Origin of the sequence: Dyella sp., assembly GCF_051954575.1 — a bacterium.
Classification (GTDB): domain Bacteria; phylum Pseudomonadota; class Gammaproteobacteria; order Xanthomonadales; family Rhodanobacteraceae; genus Dyella_B.
The window spans coordinates 1-17,801 of the sequence record NZ_JBQCHP010000022.1; the positions used below are offsets into that span (position 1 = coordinate 1).

Below are 17,801 nucleotides of genomic sequence, written 5' to 3' on the forward strand. Positions count from 1 at the left end.
CTCCAGGCCCGCGCCGGCGGCACCCCCCTCCCCCCCCTCCGGTGGGTTGCGGCCCTCGCCGGCACCCACGACTCGCGAGGAAGTGGTTTATGGCGAACCTTGGACTCTACACCCCAGCCTTCGTCCGTATGACATCCCGCAACATCACAACTTATACGCCTGCTTCGGCAACCGGTACGCCAGATCAAACGCAAGCTCCGCCGCCTCATCCTCATCCAGCCGATGCTCGGCCACCAGCTTGGCAAGAAACGCACAATCCACCCGCCGCGCAACATCGTGGCGCGCCGGAATCGACAGGAACGCGCGCGTGTCGTCGTTGAAGCCGACGGTGTTGTAGAACCCGGCGCTGCTCAAACTCCATTCGCGAAAGCGCCACATACCCTCCGGTGCATCGTGGAACCACCACGCCGGGCCCAAGTAGAGCGCCGGGTAATGGCCAGCCATGGGCGCCAGCTCACGGCTATAGGTGCTTTCGTCCAGCGTGAACAGGATCATCCTGAACTTCGGCTCGTTGCCGAAACGATCGAGCAAAGGCTTCAGCGCATGCATGTAGTCGGTGCGCAACGGCAGATCCGCACCTTTGTCGCGTCCATAGCGTTCGAACAGCTCGCGATTGTGGTTGCGGAAACAGCCGGGGTGAAGCTGCATCACCAGGCCATCATCCAGGCTCATGGCGGCCATCTCGGTCAGCATCTGTGCGCGGAACAGCTCGGCATCCTGCGCACTGGCCCTGCCGCGTACGATCCGTTCGAACAACTTGCCGGCTTGGGCAGCGGAAAGGTTCGCGGTGGCCGCAGTGGGATGGCCATGATCGGTCGACGTTGCGCCGGCCTCGGCAAAAAACGCGCGCCGCTGGCGATGCGCTCGCAGGTAGCCTGTCCATGTGTGCACGTCCTCGCCGGTGAGTGCGCCGAAGGTTTCCAGCGCGGCGGAAAACTGTTCGTGCTCGGGGTCGACCACGATATCGGGCCGATACGCCGTGATGACCCGTCCACCCCATCCACTGCTGCGAATAACCGCATGATGCTGCAGCGAATCGATGGGCGATTCAGTCGTCGCCAGCACTTCGATACGGAAGCGCTCGAACAGCGCACGCGGCCGGAATTCCGCCCGCGCCAGCGCGGTGGTGATGTGGTCGTAGTACAGATCCGCTGTGCGCGCTTCCAGGCGCACGCGCAGGCCGAACACATCGTGGAAGACATGGTTCAACCACAACGACGATGGCGTGCCTCGAAACAGATGGATGTTTTGCGCGAACAGCCGCCATGCCTCGCGCGGATCAACGGCGGCGCGCGAACCGTCGCGCCGCGGAATGCCCAGGGCATCAAGCGCAATGCCCTGGCTGTAGAGCATGCGAAACACATAATGGTCCGGCACCAGCAGCAATTCGCTCGCATTGGCGAATGGCATGTTGTCCGCGAACCAGGCCGCATCGGTGTGGCCGTGCGGACTGATGATCGGCAGGTTGGCGATCAGTTCGTACAAACGGCGGGCTATCGCCCGCTGGGTGGGATCGGAGGGGAAAAGACGATCCTGGTGCAGCTTCATCGGAAGCATGGCAAGTTTCATGGCGTGTGACATTCCGGAAAGTGAAACGCGAATCTTGCTCACAGCGGCTTATCGGCATCGCCGGCGGAAACGGAAGCGCTTTGCAGCCGCACCGGTTGCAGGCGTGGAGCGAGCGCGTGCACCACGCCAAGCGCAATCAGATACGCCGAACCGGCGAGCATGAACACCGGCACGTAGCTGCCGGTAGCCTGCAGCAGCAATCCGATTACCGTGGAAATCAGCATGCCCCCTACGGCGCCGGCGAAGCCGCCCATGCCGACCACCGACGCGACTGCATCGCGCGGAAACAGATCCGAAGCGAGCGTATAGACATTGGCCGACCAGCCCTGATGCCCCGCCGTGGCCATGCCGATCAGCGCCACCGCCAGCCACAGATGATTGGCCTTCGCCGCAAAAGCAACCGGCACGATCAGCAGCGCACAGACGAGCATGGCGCCCTTGCGCGCACGGTTCACGCTCCAGCCGAACCTGATCAGCCTGCCCGCCAGCCAGCCGCCCGCAATGCTGCCCAGGTCGGCCAGCACGAACACGACGACCAGCGGCAAGCCCAGCTCCAGCAGACTCAGGCCGTATTGCGCATGCAGGAATTTCGGTAGCCAGAACAAGAAGAACCACCAGATGGGATCGGTGATGAACTTGGCGGCGACCATGGTCCAGGCTTGCGGATGCCGCAGCAGTTTCGACCACGGCACGCGTTGCTGTCCCGTTCGCGCTTCGTGCCCGATATAGGCGCGTTCGGCAGCGGATAGCTTCGGTTGCGTATCCGGCGTTCGATAGGTACGCAACCACATCACCAGCCACATGGCGCTGAGCGTGCCCGTGCAAAGAAACGCCGCCTGCCAGCCCCAGCGCGCGGCCACCACCGGCACCAGCACCGGCGCGATAAGGGCGCCAATGTTCGAGCCGGCGTTGAAGATGCCCGCGGCCATCGCCCGCTCGCGCTGCGGAAACCATTCGGCCACCGCCTTGATTGCCGCCGGAAAATTGCCGGACTCACCCAGCCCCAGCGCGAAACGCGCTACCGCGAAACTGACCACGCCAGTGGCCAGCGCATGGCTTGCCGCGGCAAGGCTCCACACGCCGATCGCCAGCGCATAGCCGATACGCGTGCCGAACTTATCGATGATTGCGCCGGCGCCAAGCAGGCCGATGGCATACGCCGCCTGGAACGCGGTGACGATATAGCTGTATTCGAGTTCGCTCCAGCCGATTTTTTCCTGCAGAAACGGTGCAAGCACGCCAAGCACCTGGCGATCGATGTAGTTGATGGTGGTTGCCAGCAACAGCATCGCGCACACGCGCCAGCGGTAGGTGCCCGCCTTCGCGACAGGCGCTGCATTCACGCCCGCTTCGCCCGATTGATCCATGTCGCGCGCAGCCTCCACTCGCATCCCTCCCGTCATCGTCGGCACGCCCCGCCCCTTTGCGAACCGGCGGCCGACTTGTTAGCGCTATCATTAACACAGGCCTGCGCAAAAACCACCTTGCATAGCCGCAATACACTATTGCCGGGCCTATCAGGCCACTCCACCCCTTTTTTCCGCGGGCTTTTCTCCGCCGCGTTAGCCAGCAGCCCTCATGCTGCCCTGCAGCGTGCCAGTCGAAAATGTTAGCGCTACCTTTCCTCATGAAGGCGACCGGCACGCCAGACATTCGGCCGGACGTTCGGCGGCTCGATCAAAAGCCATTAAAAAAATCTGAGGGAGGGGAGTACGGTGCAAAAGCTATTTGCAAGAACCCTGTTGTCGCACGCCTTGACGTTGGCCCTGCTCGGCGCAGCAAGTGCAACCCATGCGCAGGACACCTCATCATCGTCCCCGCCAGCACCAAGCCCGGCACCGGCCAATGCGCAGAAGCCTGTCAAACAGCTCGCCACCGTCAACGTAAACGGCGGCTATCGCAACAGTATCGAGTTCTCCACCAACGCCAAGCGTGATGCGACAAACGTGGTGGATACCGTGTATGCCGAAGACATCGGCAAATTCCCCGATTTGAATATCGCCGAATCGCTCAATCGCGTGCCGGGCGTCCAGCTGACGCGCGACGTCACCGGTGAAGGCAAGAACATCCAGATTCGCGGCCTGGGCACCGACTTCACCAAGATCCTGTTCAACGGCAACCAGATCGCCGTGGCATCCGCCGGCACGCTCGGCGCGCAGAACCAGAACCGCGAGGTGGATCTGGATCTGCTACCCACCGAATTCTTCACGCAGCTGACGGTAAACAAGACACCACAGGCCGACATGACCGAAGGCGGTGTGGCCGGCGTGGTCGACATGCGTACCACGCGCCCGTTCGACAACCCGGGCATGCATCTGACGTATTCGGCGCAAGGCAGCTACAGCTCCGTCGGCAAGAACGTGCGGCCGCGCGGTGCCCTTATCGGCAGTTGGACCAACGCCGACAACACGTTCGGCGTGCTGGTGGGATTGCAGGCATCCAAGAACGATTACGACGTGCGCGGTTACGAAACGATCGGCTGGACCACGCCGCACCTGAGCGCGGGCCAATGCGGTATCACCTCGGGCTCCTGCAGCCCCGCGGGCGGCAGCTGGTTCATTCCGGGTACGGTACCGGCTGGCGCCGGCGCCGGACTGACGGCCGGACAGACCATCGACAATGCCTGGCTGCTGGCGCACAACCCCGGCCTGAATACGGAGCAGATCGCCAACGCACTGATCCCCCGCCTGGGCCGCCCTGCCTACGTGCACGGCATCAACGATCGCCAATCCGGTTTGCTGTCATTGGAATTTCGCCCGGACGAGCGCGCGCACTTCTATCTGGACACGCTGTTTTCCAAGAAGGAAAACGACTTCAACCGTATCGACGTGGACCTGATCGGGCGCAATGGCGCGATGATCCCGGTCAACATGAAGGTGGACCAGAACAATGTGGTGACCAGCGCCACGTTTGCCAACGCGCAGTATTTCATGGAAGCGCGTCCCTACACTGAGCATTTGAAGTTCTACAACATCAATCCCGGCGGCGAGCTGCTGTTCGGCAGCGATGAAAACATCAAGCTCGATTTCCAGGGCTACGTGCAGCGCAGCTGGTATCTCAACCAGGCGCCGTCGTTCCTGGTGCAGACGCCGCTTGGGCAAGGCACCACCATCAGCTACAACAACAACGGCGGCAATTTCCCGATCGCCACGCCCAACGTCGATTTGAACAATCCCAACCTGGGCTGGCAGTACTACCGCGTCAACATCCAGAACGAGGCGCGCGTTACGACCAACAAGGGCACGCACGAAGACCTGCAGATCGGTGATGACAGCAACAACGTCAGGGTCGGCATCGCCTATGACGACATCGCCCGCAACATCTCCGCGTTCGACAACAGCTCGGCCTACGGCAACGCGGTCAAGGCCGCCATTCCCAACGGCGCATGGGGCCAGTACTTGATGCCCGGCCCTGCCGGCTTCGTGCAAGCCAATTACCCCGCGCTGATGGCGGCGACGAACTTTGGCTACTACAACGCCACTGCGCCGTTATCCACTTCCGCTTCCACCGGCGCCAACACCTCCTTCCTGGAGGAAAGCACCTGGGCCTGGTATCTGGAAGGCAATCGCAAGTTCAACCTGTGGGGCCATGACCTGCGCGCCAACGTGGGTGTGCGCCATGCCTACACCGACCAGACCATTGCCGGCCCCTCATCGATCGGCGGCCAGTTGCAGTACATGAATCTGAAGCAGGCCTACGGCATTTACCTGCCATCGTTCAACCTGGCCTACAACGCGACCGACAACGTGGTTCTGCGCCTGGCCGCTTCGCGTTCGATGACCCGGCCCGATCCCAGCGCGATGGTGCCGAACACCAACTTCAGCGATCCTTCCGCGGAAACCGCTACGCAGGGCAATCCGAAGCTGAAGCCGTACCTCTCCACCAATCTGGATTTCGGCGGCGAGTGGTACACGGGCAACGAAGGTTATGTCGCGCTGGATCTGTTCGGCAAGCGCATCACCGGCTTCACCGTCAACGGCGTCAACCTGATTCCCTTCACCCAATTGGGCGTGCCGTATGCCAGCCTGACGCCGCAACAGCAGGTGGCGATCGATCAGCGCGGCGGCGCCAATGCGGCCATGGTGCAGGTACAACAGCAGGTCAACGCCAACGGCACCTTGTTCCTGCGCGGCGCGGAAGCCACCTGGGTGCAGCCGCTGGACTTCATCTACAAGGGCTTGGGGCTACAGACCAACTACACGGTGGTGTCGCAGCGAAGCATAGGCAGCGGCGTGCCGGCGCAGGCGATCGGCATTTCGCCACACACCTATAACCTCACCGGTTACTGGGAAGGCTACGGCGCAACGGTCCGCGTGTCGTACACGTGGAATTCGGCCGCCATCGATTCGACGCCGAACCAGAACGGCCTGCCGTTCGCGCAGATCAAGTCCGATGCGCGCGGCCAGCTGGACATGTCGGCGAGCTACCAGTTCGCCAACCTGCCGTCGAAACCAATGGTGACGCTGAACTTCATCAACATGACCAAGTCGTCGCTGCGACAAACGCTGACCTACAACAATGCCGCATATACGTATTTCGATCCTGGCTATACGATTCTGCTTGGCGTGCGCGGAAGTTTCTAAAAAAAAGCGGAGCGTCATTCCGGCGAAGGCTGGAATGACGCTGCTGAGAATGATGGCTTTCTTGACAACCCACGGCTCAACACAGATGCACTATTCATCGGGAAGCATCATTCGGCGCATATGAACAACTCCAGCCAATCGCTTTCAGTGCTCGAAAAAATCGGCTACAGCCTGGGCGATCTTGCCGCCAACCTGATTTTCCAGACACTGGTGACCTTTCTCGCCTTCTTCTATACCGATGTATTCCGTATTCCCGCAGGCACAGCGGCCAGCATCATTTTCGCAGTCGGCCTGCTCGGCGCGTTCGTATTCACGCCGGCAATGGGGTTGATTGCCGACCGCACGCATACGCGCTGGGGCAAGTTCCGGCCATGGGTGTTGTGGACGGCGGTGCCGTTCGGCGCGCTATCGCTGCTGGCGTTCAGCACGCCAACTCTTGGCGAACAAGGCAAGGTAACGTATGCGTTGGCGACGTATTCGCTCTTGGTCGCCGTTTACGTCGCCAACAACCTGCCCTACTCCGCGCTGAGCGGCGTGCTCACCGGCAATATGGCCGAGCGCAACAGCCTGTCGTCCTACCGGTTCGTGGCCGTGATGATCGCGCAGTTCATCATCCAGGTACTGCTGCTGCCGCTGGTGCTGATCCTTGGCGACGGCGACAAGGCGCGTGGTTTCCACAATACGATGACCGTGTTCGCCATCGTCGGCACGGTGTTTTTCCTGATTACTTTCTTCACCACCCGCGAGCGCGTGGTGCCAAGCCAGCAACAGGCGTCGAGCATTCGCGAGGATCTCCTCGACCTCGCCAGGAACCGCCCATGGCAGATCATGCTGGCAGTGACGGTGCTGGTGTTCGTCAATCTCGCCCTGAAGGGTGGGATGTATATCTACTACTTCAAGTATTACCTCAGCGACACGCAACTTTCCGCATTTCTCGACCATCTAGGCTTCAATGGTTTCATTGCGGGGTTGAATCAATTGCTTGGTGGCATCGGCCTGGCCAGTTTCCGTTGGCCGAAAGATGCGCCGACCTCGGCGTTCAGCCTGTTCAATGCGCTGGGCATACTCTGCATGATCCTCGGCATCGGATTCTCCAAGCCGCTGGCCGATCGGTTCGGCAAACGCAATGTGTTCAGCGGCGCGCTGCTGGCCTCGACCCTTTTCCTGCTCGCCTTCTACTTCTATCCACCCGATGCCGTATCGCTGGTGATGGTCTCGTACATCTTCCACGGCTTCTTCTACGGCATCACCATTCCACTGCTGTGGGCGATGATCGCGGACGTGGCCGACTACTCCGAATGGAAAAACCGGCGACGCGCCACCGCGATGATCTTCTCCGCCATGTTGTGTGGACTTAAAGTGGGGCTCAGCGTCGGCGGCGCACTCGTAGCGGGCATCCTCGCCATGCACGGCTATCGCGCCGATGCGGCGGCGCAGTCCGCCGATGCCATCGACGGCATCCGCCTGGCAGTGAGCGTGTTGTGCGCCATCCCGTTCCTGGCCGCTGTGGCGCTGATGTTCCTGTACGAGATCGACAAGCCGCTGGAGCGGAAGATCGAGCAGGACCTGGATTCACGCCGGCTTGAGGCCGCACTGCCTCGTTGATTTTCCAAAGTACCTTCTTGATGGATTCGTTCGATGTCCGATGAAACGGAAAAGCGCGACCTGCAGTCGCTGTCCGCCAGCGCCATCTCGCCGCCGCTGGTGACGCACTTGTATACCGCAGACCCTTCCGCGCATGCATTCAATGGAGCGCTGTATATCTACCCCTCGCACGATATCGATGGCGGCGCGCCGTTCAACGATAACGGCGATCATTTCTGCATGGAGGACTACCACGTCTTCCGCATGGATTCACCCGACAGCAAACCGATCGATTGCGGTGTCGCGCTGCATGTGAAGGACGTGCCATGGGCGGCGCGGCAGATGTGGGCGCCGGATGCCGCCTGCAAGGATGGCCGCTACTACCTTTATTTTCCGGCCAAGCGCGCGAACGGCCTGTTCCAGATCGGCGTAGCCGTAGCCGACCGTCCCGAAGGTCCGTTCGTGGCGGAACCCGAGGCCATGGCCGGCAGTTATTCGATCGACCCGGCGGTTTACGAAGACGACGATGGCGCGCATTACATGTATTTCGGTGGCATCTGGGGCGGACAGTTGCAGAAATATCGCGACAACCTCTATGCCGAACACCATGACGAACCCGCTGCCGACCAGCCCGCGCTGGGTGCACGCGTGGCGCGCCTCGGCGACGACATGCGACAGTTCTCCGAAGCGCCTCGCGAAGTGGTTATTCTCGACGAACATGGGACGCCGCTACGCGCCGGGGATCATGCGCGCCGTTATTTCGAAGCGCCATGGGTGCACAAGCATCAAGGCACGTATTACTTCTCGTACTCCACCGGCGACACCCGTTTCATCTGCTATGCCACGGGCGACAACCCGCATGGGCCGTTTACTTACCAAGGGCAGATCCTGAGCGAAGTCGTCGGCTGGACCACCCATCACTCCATCTGCCAGTTCGGCGGCAAGTGGTATCTGTTCTATCACGACTCGATGCTGTCCGGTGGCGTTACGCATTTGCGCTCCATGAAGATGACGGAGTTGCAGCACGACGCGGAAGGGAAAATCGTGCGCATCGATCCGTATGGGCGTTGAGCGTGTCGTAGCTGCATCAGCACCGCCTGGCCCGATGCCCCGAACGCGCTGAGTCCCGACGCGCACAACTGCCATCTCGCGCTGACCGAACCTGCCCCTGTTATCCGTTCGTGAAGTTGCGCCCTTTCGCAGGTTCGTCAACCACAACGATCTGTGACGTCCATGCTGCTTTTGACTTATGGGGGCGGGCGATATGCTCCTCGCGACGCATTGACGCGCGCTGTCATGCCATCTACCAGTGATCTTGAGACGCGAAGGGATTTCGATGAGCCAGATCATTTCCGTGACCATTCCACTGAGCGCTGGTGACGATGCCGGTTTGCGGCCGCGCCAGAGCCTGCCCTTTCCCAGTGCCTGGTTCGCGGCGTGTTTCAGCAAGGAGCTCAATCCAGGCGCTCGACGTATCGGTTCTTTCATGGGGCAGAAACGGGCTACGGCAGCACGGTCGATGACGGGTACCTGGTGTGTCCGTTCCGCAATGACCGCGTCCGACCACTAGTCGTATCCCCGCTGCATGTCGGTGGATTCAACGAGCTTGCGTGATGTGCTTCTTTGCTCGTGCACAACGCTTCGCAGCTTCTTGTGAACGGTGATCGCAATGAACAGCCAATCTATCCTGGACGATGGCCTCTCGCTTGTCGTATCTCCTGAATACGCCATTGCGCTGGTGGAAACACAATTTACCCGCCACCGGGATCAGAACTGGCTGCAACTTCGCAGCCAAACTCACGCATGGACAGTGGCACGCGGATTGCTGCCACCGGATATCGCCCGTATCCATGCCAACGGCTTGCGCTACGTCAACCTGGTTGCCGGCTACTACGTCGACGCCCCCGCCAAAGCCCTGCGTACGATTTTGGATTTCAGCATCTGGTTTTTTATCTGGGACGATCACCATGGGCGCTATGCGCTGCATGGGCACGATCGTCGCTGGGGTCGATTGCGCGATGCGTTGCACATAGTGCTGAGCGAACCTTCGCTGCATACGAATGATCCTGATCCGTTGGTTGCCGGACTTGCTGATTGCGTGCAGCGCTTCTACCAGCAGTTGGACGAGCGCTGGAACAAACGCTTTGCCACGCACTTCCATGCAGTCATCGAGGCATACGACCGGGAGTACCACGAACGGATCGCGCAGCTCGTACCTTCCGTTGAAGATTACCTCGCGCTCCGCCGCCATACTTTCGGCTATGAGGTGTGGATTGATTGCCTGGAACTGGCGGCAGGGCAAGCCTTGCCGCGCGATGTCATCGACTGGCCGGAATATCGCGATGCCGGCCTCGCCAGCCAGGAATTCTCCGGCTGGTACAACGATCTGTGTTCGCTACCGAAGGAATTGGCGAGCGGTGAATTGCACAACCTTGGCATTAGCCTGATTCATCACCATGATCTTTCGATGCCTGAAGCCATCGCCGAAGTACGCCGCCGGGTAACTTCACGAGTAAAGGATTTTCTGCGCGCGGAACAAACGTTGCTGCGCCGCCTCGCTTCGGAGCAGCTTGCGCCGGAGATGGAGGGCGCCGTACGCCATTGCCTGTCCAACATGCGCAACTGGATTTCCTCCGTGTATTGGTTTCATCACGAATCCGGTCGCTATCGCGTGGAGGAATGGGAGGATCGCGCGCAACCGCCTTACGTTCGCGATATGTGCCTGAAGGAGGACATGTAAGCGCCAGCCAAAGAACCCCAATATCGCCATCTCTCCGCGCGAAGCAGCGGGAAAAAAACAGCTCTCGCGGTAGATTTCAGCTTTGCGGCAAGCTCGAACAACCCCACCCCAACCCTCCCCTGCGTGCAGGGGAGGGAGTCCATCAGGGCAAGAGGCCATAAGTACCGTCTGGCTTTGGCCCTACAATATGGCGCCCTTCCCGCCCCGAGCCGCCCATGCCGCCGCTGCGCCTGAAACGCTATCTCATCACCGGCCTGCTTACTTTCATGCCGCTGTGGGTGACTTGGCTGGTGTTCAAGTTCATCGTCGGGGTTTTGGCCGATCTTGGCGCGCCGCTGGTGGCGGCCTTCGTGGGCGCGCTGGGTTGGGTATCGCCGCAGGTGGCCGATCAGCTCAGCCATGGCTGGATAACTTATGTGCTGGCGCTGGTGCTGACCCTGGCCACGTTGTATTTGCTCGGCTTTCTCGCCAATCGCATGATCGGCCAGCGGCTGCTGCAAGCGTTCGATAGCCTGTTGCAGCGCATTCCGCTGGTGCAGACCATCTATGGCGGCACCAAGAAGTTGATGACGGTGCTACAGAACAAGCCTAGCGGCGCGCAGCGCGTGGTGCTGGTGGATTTCCCGCGCAAGGGCATGAAGGTGGTCGGCTTCGTCACACGCGTGATGACCGAAGAAGGCACCGGGCGCGAAATGGCCGCGGTGTACATTCCCACCACGCCCAACCCCACCGGCGGTTATCTGGAAGTGGTGCCGCTGGCCGAGTTGACACCCACCGACTGGACCATGGACCAGGCGATGGCGTTCATCATTTCCGGCGGCGCAGTGGCGCCCGATACCTTGCCCGCAGCGCCGGCCGCGTTGCCGGAGAAAAGCATCGGTTGAACGTCAGGCGGGCATCACTTCGAATGGCCGCATCATCTCGTTCGCTTCGTGCTCCAGCAGATGGCAATGCCACGCATAACGGCCTGGATAACCATCGAAGCGCACGATGATGCGCGTGATCATGCCCGGCCACGCCTGCACCACGTCTTTCCATCCTGCCTCGCCGACTGAAGGCGCCTGCGCAAGGCCGGTGTAGCGCACGGTTTGCGCATCCATCCATTCACCCGCGTCGAACGGCCGGCGATCCAGGATCTGGAAGCGCACCAGATGCAGGTGGATGGGATGCGAATCGTCGGTAAGGTTGATCAGGTTCCAGATTTCGGTGCTGCCCAGCACCGGCTTTTCCGTCACCGGTTCATGCCAACGCTTGCCGGCGAGCAGCATCAGCATCGGTTCGGCCACGCAATCCTGGTAGGAATCCAGCGTTAGCATGCGCTGCTGCATGGCGGCCGATTCGGGCGTGCGCGGCACGTCGCGCAACACGGCCGGTACGACGCTGGAATCGCGCACGCGTCCGCTGGCCACGCGAAATTGCATGATCGGCAGCGCGTCGTTGATCAGCTCGATCTGCTGTCCGGCCAGTGACGCAAAGTCGATGACGATATCTACGCGTTCGCCCGGCGCAATGAATACGCTGTGCTGCGTGACCGGTGCCGCGAGCAGGCCCTGGTCGCTGCCGATCTGAAGAAACGGACGACCATCGCGCAACTTCAGATTGAAGAAGCGCGCATTGGATGCGTTGAGCACACGGAACCGATAACGGCGCGGCTGCACGTCCAGGTACGGCAGCAGCGCGCCATTGACCAGCATGGCGTTGCCGAACACCTCCGACACCCACGGCGCCTCGCTGTTGCCGGATACCGGATAATAAAGCTGCGCATCGGTGGTGAGCAGGCGATCGCTCAGCGTCAGCGGAATTTCCTGCTCGCCTTGCGGCAGGTTGAGCGCATGCTCGTGCGTATCGCGCAGAATGTAGTTGCCGAACATGCCCGCATAGATGTTCAGGCGATTGATGCCCATGGCGTGGTCGTGATACCAGAGCGTCGCCGCGTCCTGCTTGTTGGGATAGGTATGCAGGCGTGATTGGCCGGGCACGTACCAGTCGTCCGGATAGCCGTCGCTGGCGGTCGGCACGCAGCCGCCGTGCACGTGCACGATGGCGCGCACTTCGGGCTTGTCCTTTTCGGCGCCGTGGATACGGTGATCGATCGGCAGGAAATGTTTCGATGGCAACGCGTTGCGCCAATCGATGCGCAACTCCTTGCCGCTTTGCGCTTCGATGGTGGGACCAGGCATGCAGCCGCCGTAGGTCCATACGCGCGTGGGCGGCAGGTCGCGGTGCAGGCGCTGCTCGGTTTCGTGCATGTCCACGCGCAATGGCTTGCCGTCGCTGCGCAATACGGGCGGCAAGGGCAATGCATCGACGAACGGTTTCAGCTGGCTCGGATCGAGCAGGCGCGGTACGTTCGGCTGATCCGCCACCAGGTGTTTGCACAGGGCGCTGCCGCCGCCCATCTTCGGCATGGCGTGCATGTCGTGGGCGCGCAGGCGCAGCGATGCAGCACCTGCGCCTAGCATGGACCATTTCAGAAAATCACGGCGGGAAGGCAAGATGAAGCACTCTCCGTAGGTTGGGGTGAGCGTACGCGAACCCCAACGTCGCCATCTATACGGGTATCACGATGTTAGGGTTCGCACCCCAACCTACGTGCTTATCATCGTTGACCATAAATAACGATGGTCGCGAGTGTGACCCCTGGCCCCTCTCCCCGAAAAGGGGAGAGGGAATGCACGCACTTACCACTTCTTCAGCGGCTCGCCGGTGCTTTCATCCAGGAACAGGCGACGGTTTTCCGGGAACGGATCGTCGAAGTCGAACATGCGGTTCAGCGTGCCGGCGATGGCGTCGAAGGAGCCGCCGCCGATTCGCTGTCCGTTGAGCCAGTTGTCTTCGATAAAGCGCGTGACGGAGCTTTGGTCGGTCAAGGTGTGATCGACATGGTTGCGTCGCGCCCACGGCGACACCACCAGCAACGGCAGGCGCGGGCCATAGCCGCAGCGGCCCTGCACCGGCTTGTCGGTGTTCACGCCCGCCAGCGTGGCGCGGCCCTTGCACACGCCTGGCGCGTTCAATGCATCCTGGCTGCTTTGCGATGCGTTCAACTGCGGCGCGGGCTGGTGGTCATACCAGCCGTCGGAGTCGTCATAGGCGATCACCACCGCGGTATCGCGCCATTCCGGACGCGTCTGCAGATAGTTGATCACGTGCACGATGAACTGCTGTTCGTCCAGCGGATCGGAATAGCCGGCGTGGCCATCCTGGTAGCCCGGCGCCTTGAGGAAGCTCACCGCCGGCATGTTGCCCGCATCGACCGCGGCGTAGAAATCACTGAGGTCGTACTGGTGATTGGCCGCGTCGCCGTTGTGGCCGATCATTGCCACCGAGGTGGGACGCGCATGCGTCGGGTTGGCGGTACTGGCGTAATACTGGAACGGCTGGTGATGCGGAATGTAATCGGCCTTCTTCACCTGGGTAATGGCCGAAGTGGTGCTGCGCTTGCAGCCAGTGGTGCCGTTGGCATTCACCGCGGTGAGATCGAAGCCGCCTTCGAAGAAGCCCCAGGTGATGCCCTTGGCGTTGAGCAGGTCGCCCACGTTCTTGCCGGCCATGCGCACGCGCCCGCCGCTGGTGTTGGAACAGACATCGTCGATCGGATCGGCATCGCTGATCAGCGTGTAGCCGCCCTGGCCATCGGCCACGATGTCGCCGGCGGCGGCGAGCTGGTCGCTGACGCCGTTGGTCTGGCCGGCAACCAGGTTCAGCGCGCCAGGCGTGGACGGGCCGAAGGTGGTGTTGTAGCTGTTGTCGCTCATCGCGAAATGCTGCGCGTAATGCCACAGCGCGGTGACGGTGTTGCCGTCGTAATAGCCCATCACCTGGCCGGTGCCGTTTTCAGCGGTGGTGCCGCCCGGCAGCGTTTCGCCCGAACCGGTGTATTTGGGGAACAGGTCCATGGCGCCGTTGTTGAACGCCTGCTGTTCGGGCATGTAGTCGTGATCCTGGTCGGCCGTGGCGGCCTGCGCGCGCGACAGGCGGAACGGATTGATCGCACCCACGCCATTGGCGGCGTTGCGGGCATTGGGGTTGTTGGTCAGCAATTCCTTGCTGAGGCCGTTGATCTTGGGCGTGTTTTCCTTCGGATAGAACGCCGGCTCGCCCGGCGCGTTCGCCGCATATGGATAGGTGCCGAAGTAGTGATCGAAGGACACGTTTTCCTGGAAGATCACCACCAGGTGCTTGATCGGCGTGGCGGTGTGCACGCGATGATGCCCATGCTGGGCATTTTCAGTGACAGGGTCCGGTGCGCAGATCGCAACGGCGGACAAGGTAAGCAGGCTTGCGGCAAGACAGACGGCAAGACGTGAGCGCATTGGCAGTCTCCGGTGACGGTCGATGGGCACGCTCCCCTCAGCGCGATACGCTCGACCATACGCAATGGGGATGACAAGCGGATAACAGTGGTGCGACGGTGCGCGGTAATTTGGCTACGCACGCACCGTCACTTGCATGCCGACAGCGCGCCACCTGCTGCTTCACACCTCGCTAACTGGCGTTTAGAGAGGACTGCTGAAGGTAACCTCAGTAACCGGTCCCGCAAGGGAACCGACACCGGTATCGCGCAGGCAAGCGGTGACATCAAGATTCACCACATCCGTCTGAAACGTCATGTTGCCGCCCGCAAAAAGACCGCTTTGGACAGTCCCCTTCACCACAACGATCGAAGCGCCATCAAGGCGTAATTGAAAGGATCCGGATCCAGGACCGTAGCTGGCGGTACTGACTCCAATCACATTGTTCTGGGCGTCAAACCACGTGAACGCAAAACTGCCTCCAGCCTGCCCTCCTTCCAGGCAATTGATGTTTCCTGCTGCCTGGACAGTGTAAGTGGCGCGGCTAATTCCATAGGTGTTGGGTAAACAACCATTGACGCTTCCCTGAGCCGTCACTTTCGCATCTTCATTCGCCAGCCCTAGCGGCGGCGAGAACTCCGTGGTATCCCAACCCAAGGTGCACGTGACTGATGGCAGAAGACCGGCATTGGCGTTCGCAGCGTGCGCCGCATCCGCATAAGCACCCGAAAGCATCAACACAGCAGCACCAACCAGCATGGCCATCGAAGGCCGAATAAGTCTGCAGTTCATGGATACACCTCCTGGCGTAATCGGGATGAATGAATCTCGATAGATCCAATACTCAGACGGGCGGTGTCGATTCCCGCTGTAACGCATGTTGCACATCCTGCGAATGCGTTGCCTGTTGCATCGTGCAAGGCTCGAGCCGTCAATTCCCTTTTGACGGAGGGACACCAAATGGTTGGACAAATACAACGTATCCGTTGTAGCAGCCGGAAGTGCTCTTTTTTGCCGACTGCGTCGCATGGATCATCCATCGCACCCATCCTGAAAAAGTCTTTGGAAGCGCTTGCCGCATAGGCTCAGATGTCCGGAGCCTGATACCGCCGCGCAGACGGAAAGCCCACCACCCTTCCCCACCCCTGACCTTTGACACTAGGTGCACCATGACCTGTGGCCTAGCGTGGGCGGTCATGGCCGCCATCGGTACCGCCCGTCGCGGCCAGCTTTCGTGGGAGCGCCTGCGGGCGATTACCGACATCACTCAGAGGGATATCCATGACCTACAAGCATTTGAAGCCGCTGCTGCTCGCCGCGAGCGTCACCTTCGCCCTGGCCGCCTGCGGCAAGCAGGAACAAGCGCCGGCGCCCGCCCCCGCCTCCACCGCGCCGGTCGCGGCCGCCACCACGGCCAGCGCCGCCAAGCCCGTGAACGTGTTTGACGTGGCCGAGCTGGACAGCAACATCAATGCTTGTCAGGACTTCAACGGCTTCGTCAACGCCAAGTGGGTGGGCGCCAACCCGATTCCGCAGGACCGCACGCGCTGGGGCGCCTTCGACGCGCTGGCCGAGCAGAGCCTGAAAACCCAGCACGACATCGTGGAAGCGGCCGCCAAGAACGCCGCACAGGCCAAGCCGGGGTCGATCGAGCAGAAGATCGGCTACCTGTACCAGGCCGGCATGGACCAGGACGCCATCAACAAGCTCGGCTACCAGCCGATCAAGCCGCAGCTGGACCAGATCGATGCGCTGAAGAAACCGGCCGACGTCGCCAAGTACATCACCGACCGTTTTGCCGAAGGCGACCAACAGGTGTTCGGTTTCGGCTCCGGCGCCGATTTCAAGGATGCCAAGATCCAGATCGGCTTCGCCCAGCAGTCGGGCCTGGGCCTGCCCACGCGCGACTACTACACCGATAAGAAGTACGCCGACATTCGCGAAGCCTACAAGGGCTATATCGCCAAGTCGCTGGAACTGACCGGCGTTAGCGACGCCGACGCCAAGAAGCAGGCCGATGACGTGCTGGCCTTCGAAACCAAGCTGGCCGAAGCCTCGCTCTCGCCCACGCAGATGCGCGACCTGGACAACCAGTACCACTTCGTAAGCGTGGCCGACGCGGACAAGATCACCCCGCACTTCAAATGGGAGGATTTCTTCAAGGCGCAGGGTGTGACCATCGACAAGGGCTTCTCGCTGTCGCAACCGAAGTTCTTCGCTGAGCTCGACAAGCTGCTGGCCAGCGCGCCGATCTCGCAATGGCAGGCTTACTTGCGCTTCCACACCATCAGCGATGCGTCGCCGGCGCTGAGCACCGCCTTCCAGGACAACCGTTTCGACTTCTACGGCAAGACGCTTTCCGGCCAGCCGGAGCAGAAGCCGCTGTGGAAGCGCGTGCTGGGCGCCGTCAATGGCTCGATGGGCGAGGCGCTGGGCCAGCTGTACGTGGCCAAGGAATTCACCCCGGAAGCCAAGCAGCGCGCGCAGGAACTGGTCACCAACGTGCGCGACGCGCTGAAGGACCGCATCACGCATCTGGACTGGATGAGCGACGCCACCAAGCAGAAAGCCCTGCAGAAGTGGGAAAAATTCCTGCCCAAGATCGGCTATCCGGACCACTGGCGCGGCTGGGACGGCCTGGACATCAAGCAGGGTGACTACTACGGCGACCTGCAGGCCGCCGCCAAGTTCAACTATCAGTGGGATATCGGCCATATCGGCAAGCCCACCGATCGCACCGAATGGGGCATGACGCCGCAGACGGTCAACGCCTACTACGACCCCAGCACCAACACCATCAATTTCCCGGCCGCGATCCTGCAGCCGCCGTTCTTCTATGCCAAGGGCGACGATGCGGTGAACTACGGCGGCATCGGCTTCGTGATCGGTCACGAATCCAGCCACGGCTTCGACGACGAGGGCAGCCAGTTCGACGGCCACGGCAACCTGGTGAACTGGTGGACGCCGCAGGACAAGAAGGCGTTCGACGCGCGCACCGCCGCGCTGGTCAAGCAGTACGACAGCTACGCG

11 protein-coding genes are annotated in these 17,801 nt (G+C 61.3%); 6 read left to right on the top strand and 5 right to left on the bottom strand.

Annotation, left to right across the window (positions count from 1 at the left end; all coding sequences use genetic code 11):
- Positions 1-144 precede the first annotated feature (144 nt).
- Together uxaC and ACTHNE_RS02415 are read right to left on the bottom strand one after the other, a co-directional pair.
- The gene (gene uxaC, locus ACTHNE_RS02410) at positions 145-1,557 is read right to left on the bottom strand and encodes a glucuronate isomerase (protein WP_414649722.1); all 1,413 of its coding nucleotides are present in this window, start codon (positions 1,555-1,557) and stop codon (positions 145-147) included.
- 50 nt (positions 1,558-1,607) lie between these two features.
- Entirely contained in the window at positions 1,608-2,936 is a 1,329-nt protein-coding gene (locus ACTHNE_RS02415; RefSeq protein ID WP_324940735.1) for an MFS transporter, read from the bottom strand.
- A gap of 348 nt (positions 2,937-3,284) precedes the next feature.
- Here ACTHNE_RS02415 and ACTHNE_RS02420 point away from each other — a divergent pair, with 348 nt between their 5' ends.
- From ACTHNE_RS02420 to ACTHNE_RS02440, 5 genes are all read left to right on the top strand, one after another.
- Positions 3,285-6,152: a TonB-dependent receptor gene (locus tag ACTHNE_RS02420; protein ID WP_324940718.1), complete on the top strand. Its 2,868-nt coding sequence runs from the start codon at positions 3,285-3,287 to the stop codon at positions 6,150-6,152.
- 120 nt (positions 6,153-6,272) lie between these two features.
- Positions 6,273-7,757, top strand: a complete 1,485-nt coding sequence (locus ACTHNE_RS02425; protein WP_324940715.1) for an MFS transporter — start codon at positions 6,273-6,275, stop codon at positions 7,755-7,757.
- A 33-nt stretch (positions 7,758-7,790) separates the two neighbouring features.
- On the top strand, positions 7,791-8,807 hold the full coding sequence (locus ACTHNE_RS02430; protein ID WP_440268501.1) for a glycoside hydrolase family 43 protein: 1,017 nt from the start codon (positions 7,791-7,793) through the stop codon (positions 8,805-8,807).
- A 598-nt stretch (positions 8,808-9,405) separates the two neighbouring features.
- A complete protein-coding gene (locus tag ACTHNE_RS02435; protein ID WP_324937706.1) occupies positions 9,406-10,476 on the top strand; it encodes a terpene synthase family protein in 1,071 nt (356 codons plus the stop codon).
- A 215-nt stretch (positions 10,477-10,691) separates the two neighbouring features.
- On the top strand, positions 10,692-11,360 hold the full coding sequence (locus ACTHNE_RS02440) for a DUF502 domain-containing protein (RefSeq protein WP_324937707.1): 669 nt from the start codon (positions 10,692-10,694) through the stop codon (positions 11,358-11,360).
- 3 nt (positions 11,361-11,363) lie between these two features.
- On the opposite strand, the gene ACTHNE_RS02445 is transcribed toward ACTHNE_RS02440, so the two are convergent.
- The 3 genes from ACTHNE_RS02445 to ACTHNE_RS02455 form a co-directional block, all read right to left on the bottom strand.
- Complete coding sequence (locus ACTHNE_RS02445) at positions 11,364-12,938, bottom strand: multicopper oxidase family protein (protein WP_440268502.1); 1,575 nt, start codon at positions 12,936-12,938, stop codon at positions 11,364-11,366.
- A gap of 219 nt (positions 12,939-13,157) precedes the next feature.
- A complete protein-coding gene (locus tag ACTHNE_RS02450; RefSeq protein ID WP_440268503.1) occupies positions 13,158-14,792 on the bottom strand; it encodes a phospholipase C in 1,635 nt (544 codons plus the stop codon).
- 183 nt (positions 14,793-14,975) lie between these two features.
- Positions 14,976-15,563, bottom strand: coding sequence for a hypothetical protein (locus ACTHNE_RS02455; RefSeq protein WP_440268504.1), 588 nt, complete (start codon positions 15,561-15,563; stop codon positions 14,976-14,978).
- A gap of 489 nt (positions 15,564-16,052) precedes the next feature.
- On the opposite strand from ACTHNE_RS02455, the gene ACTHNE_RS02460 reads away from it, so the two are divergent.
- On the top strand, positions 16,053-17,801 hold a 1,749-nt coding region (locus ACTHNE_RS02460; RefSeq protein ID WP_440268505.1), incomplete at its 3' end, for a M13 family metallopeptidase.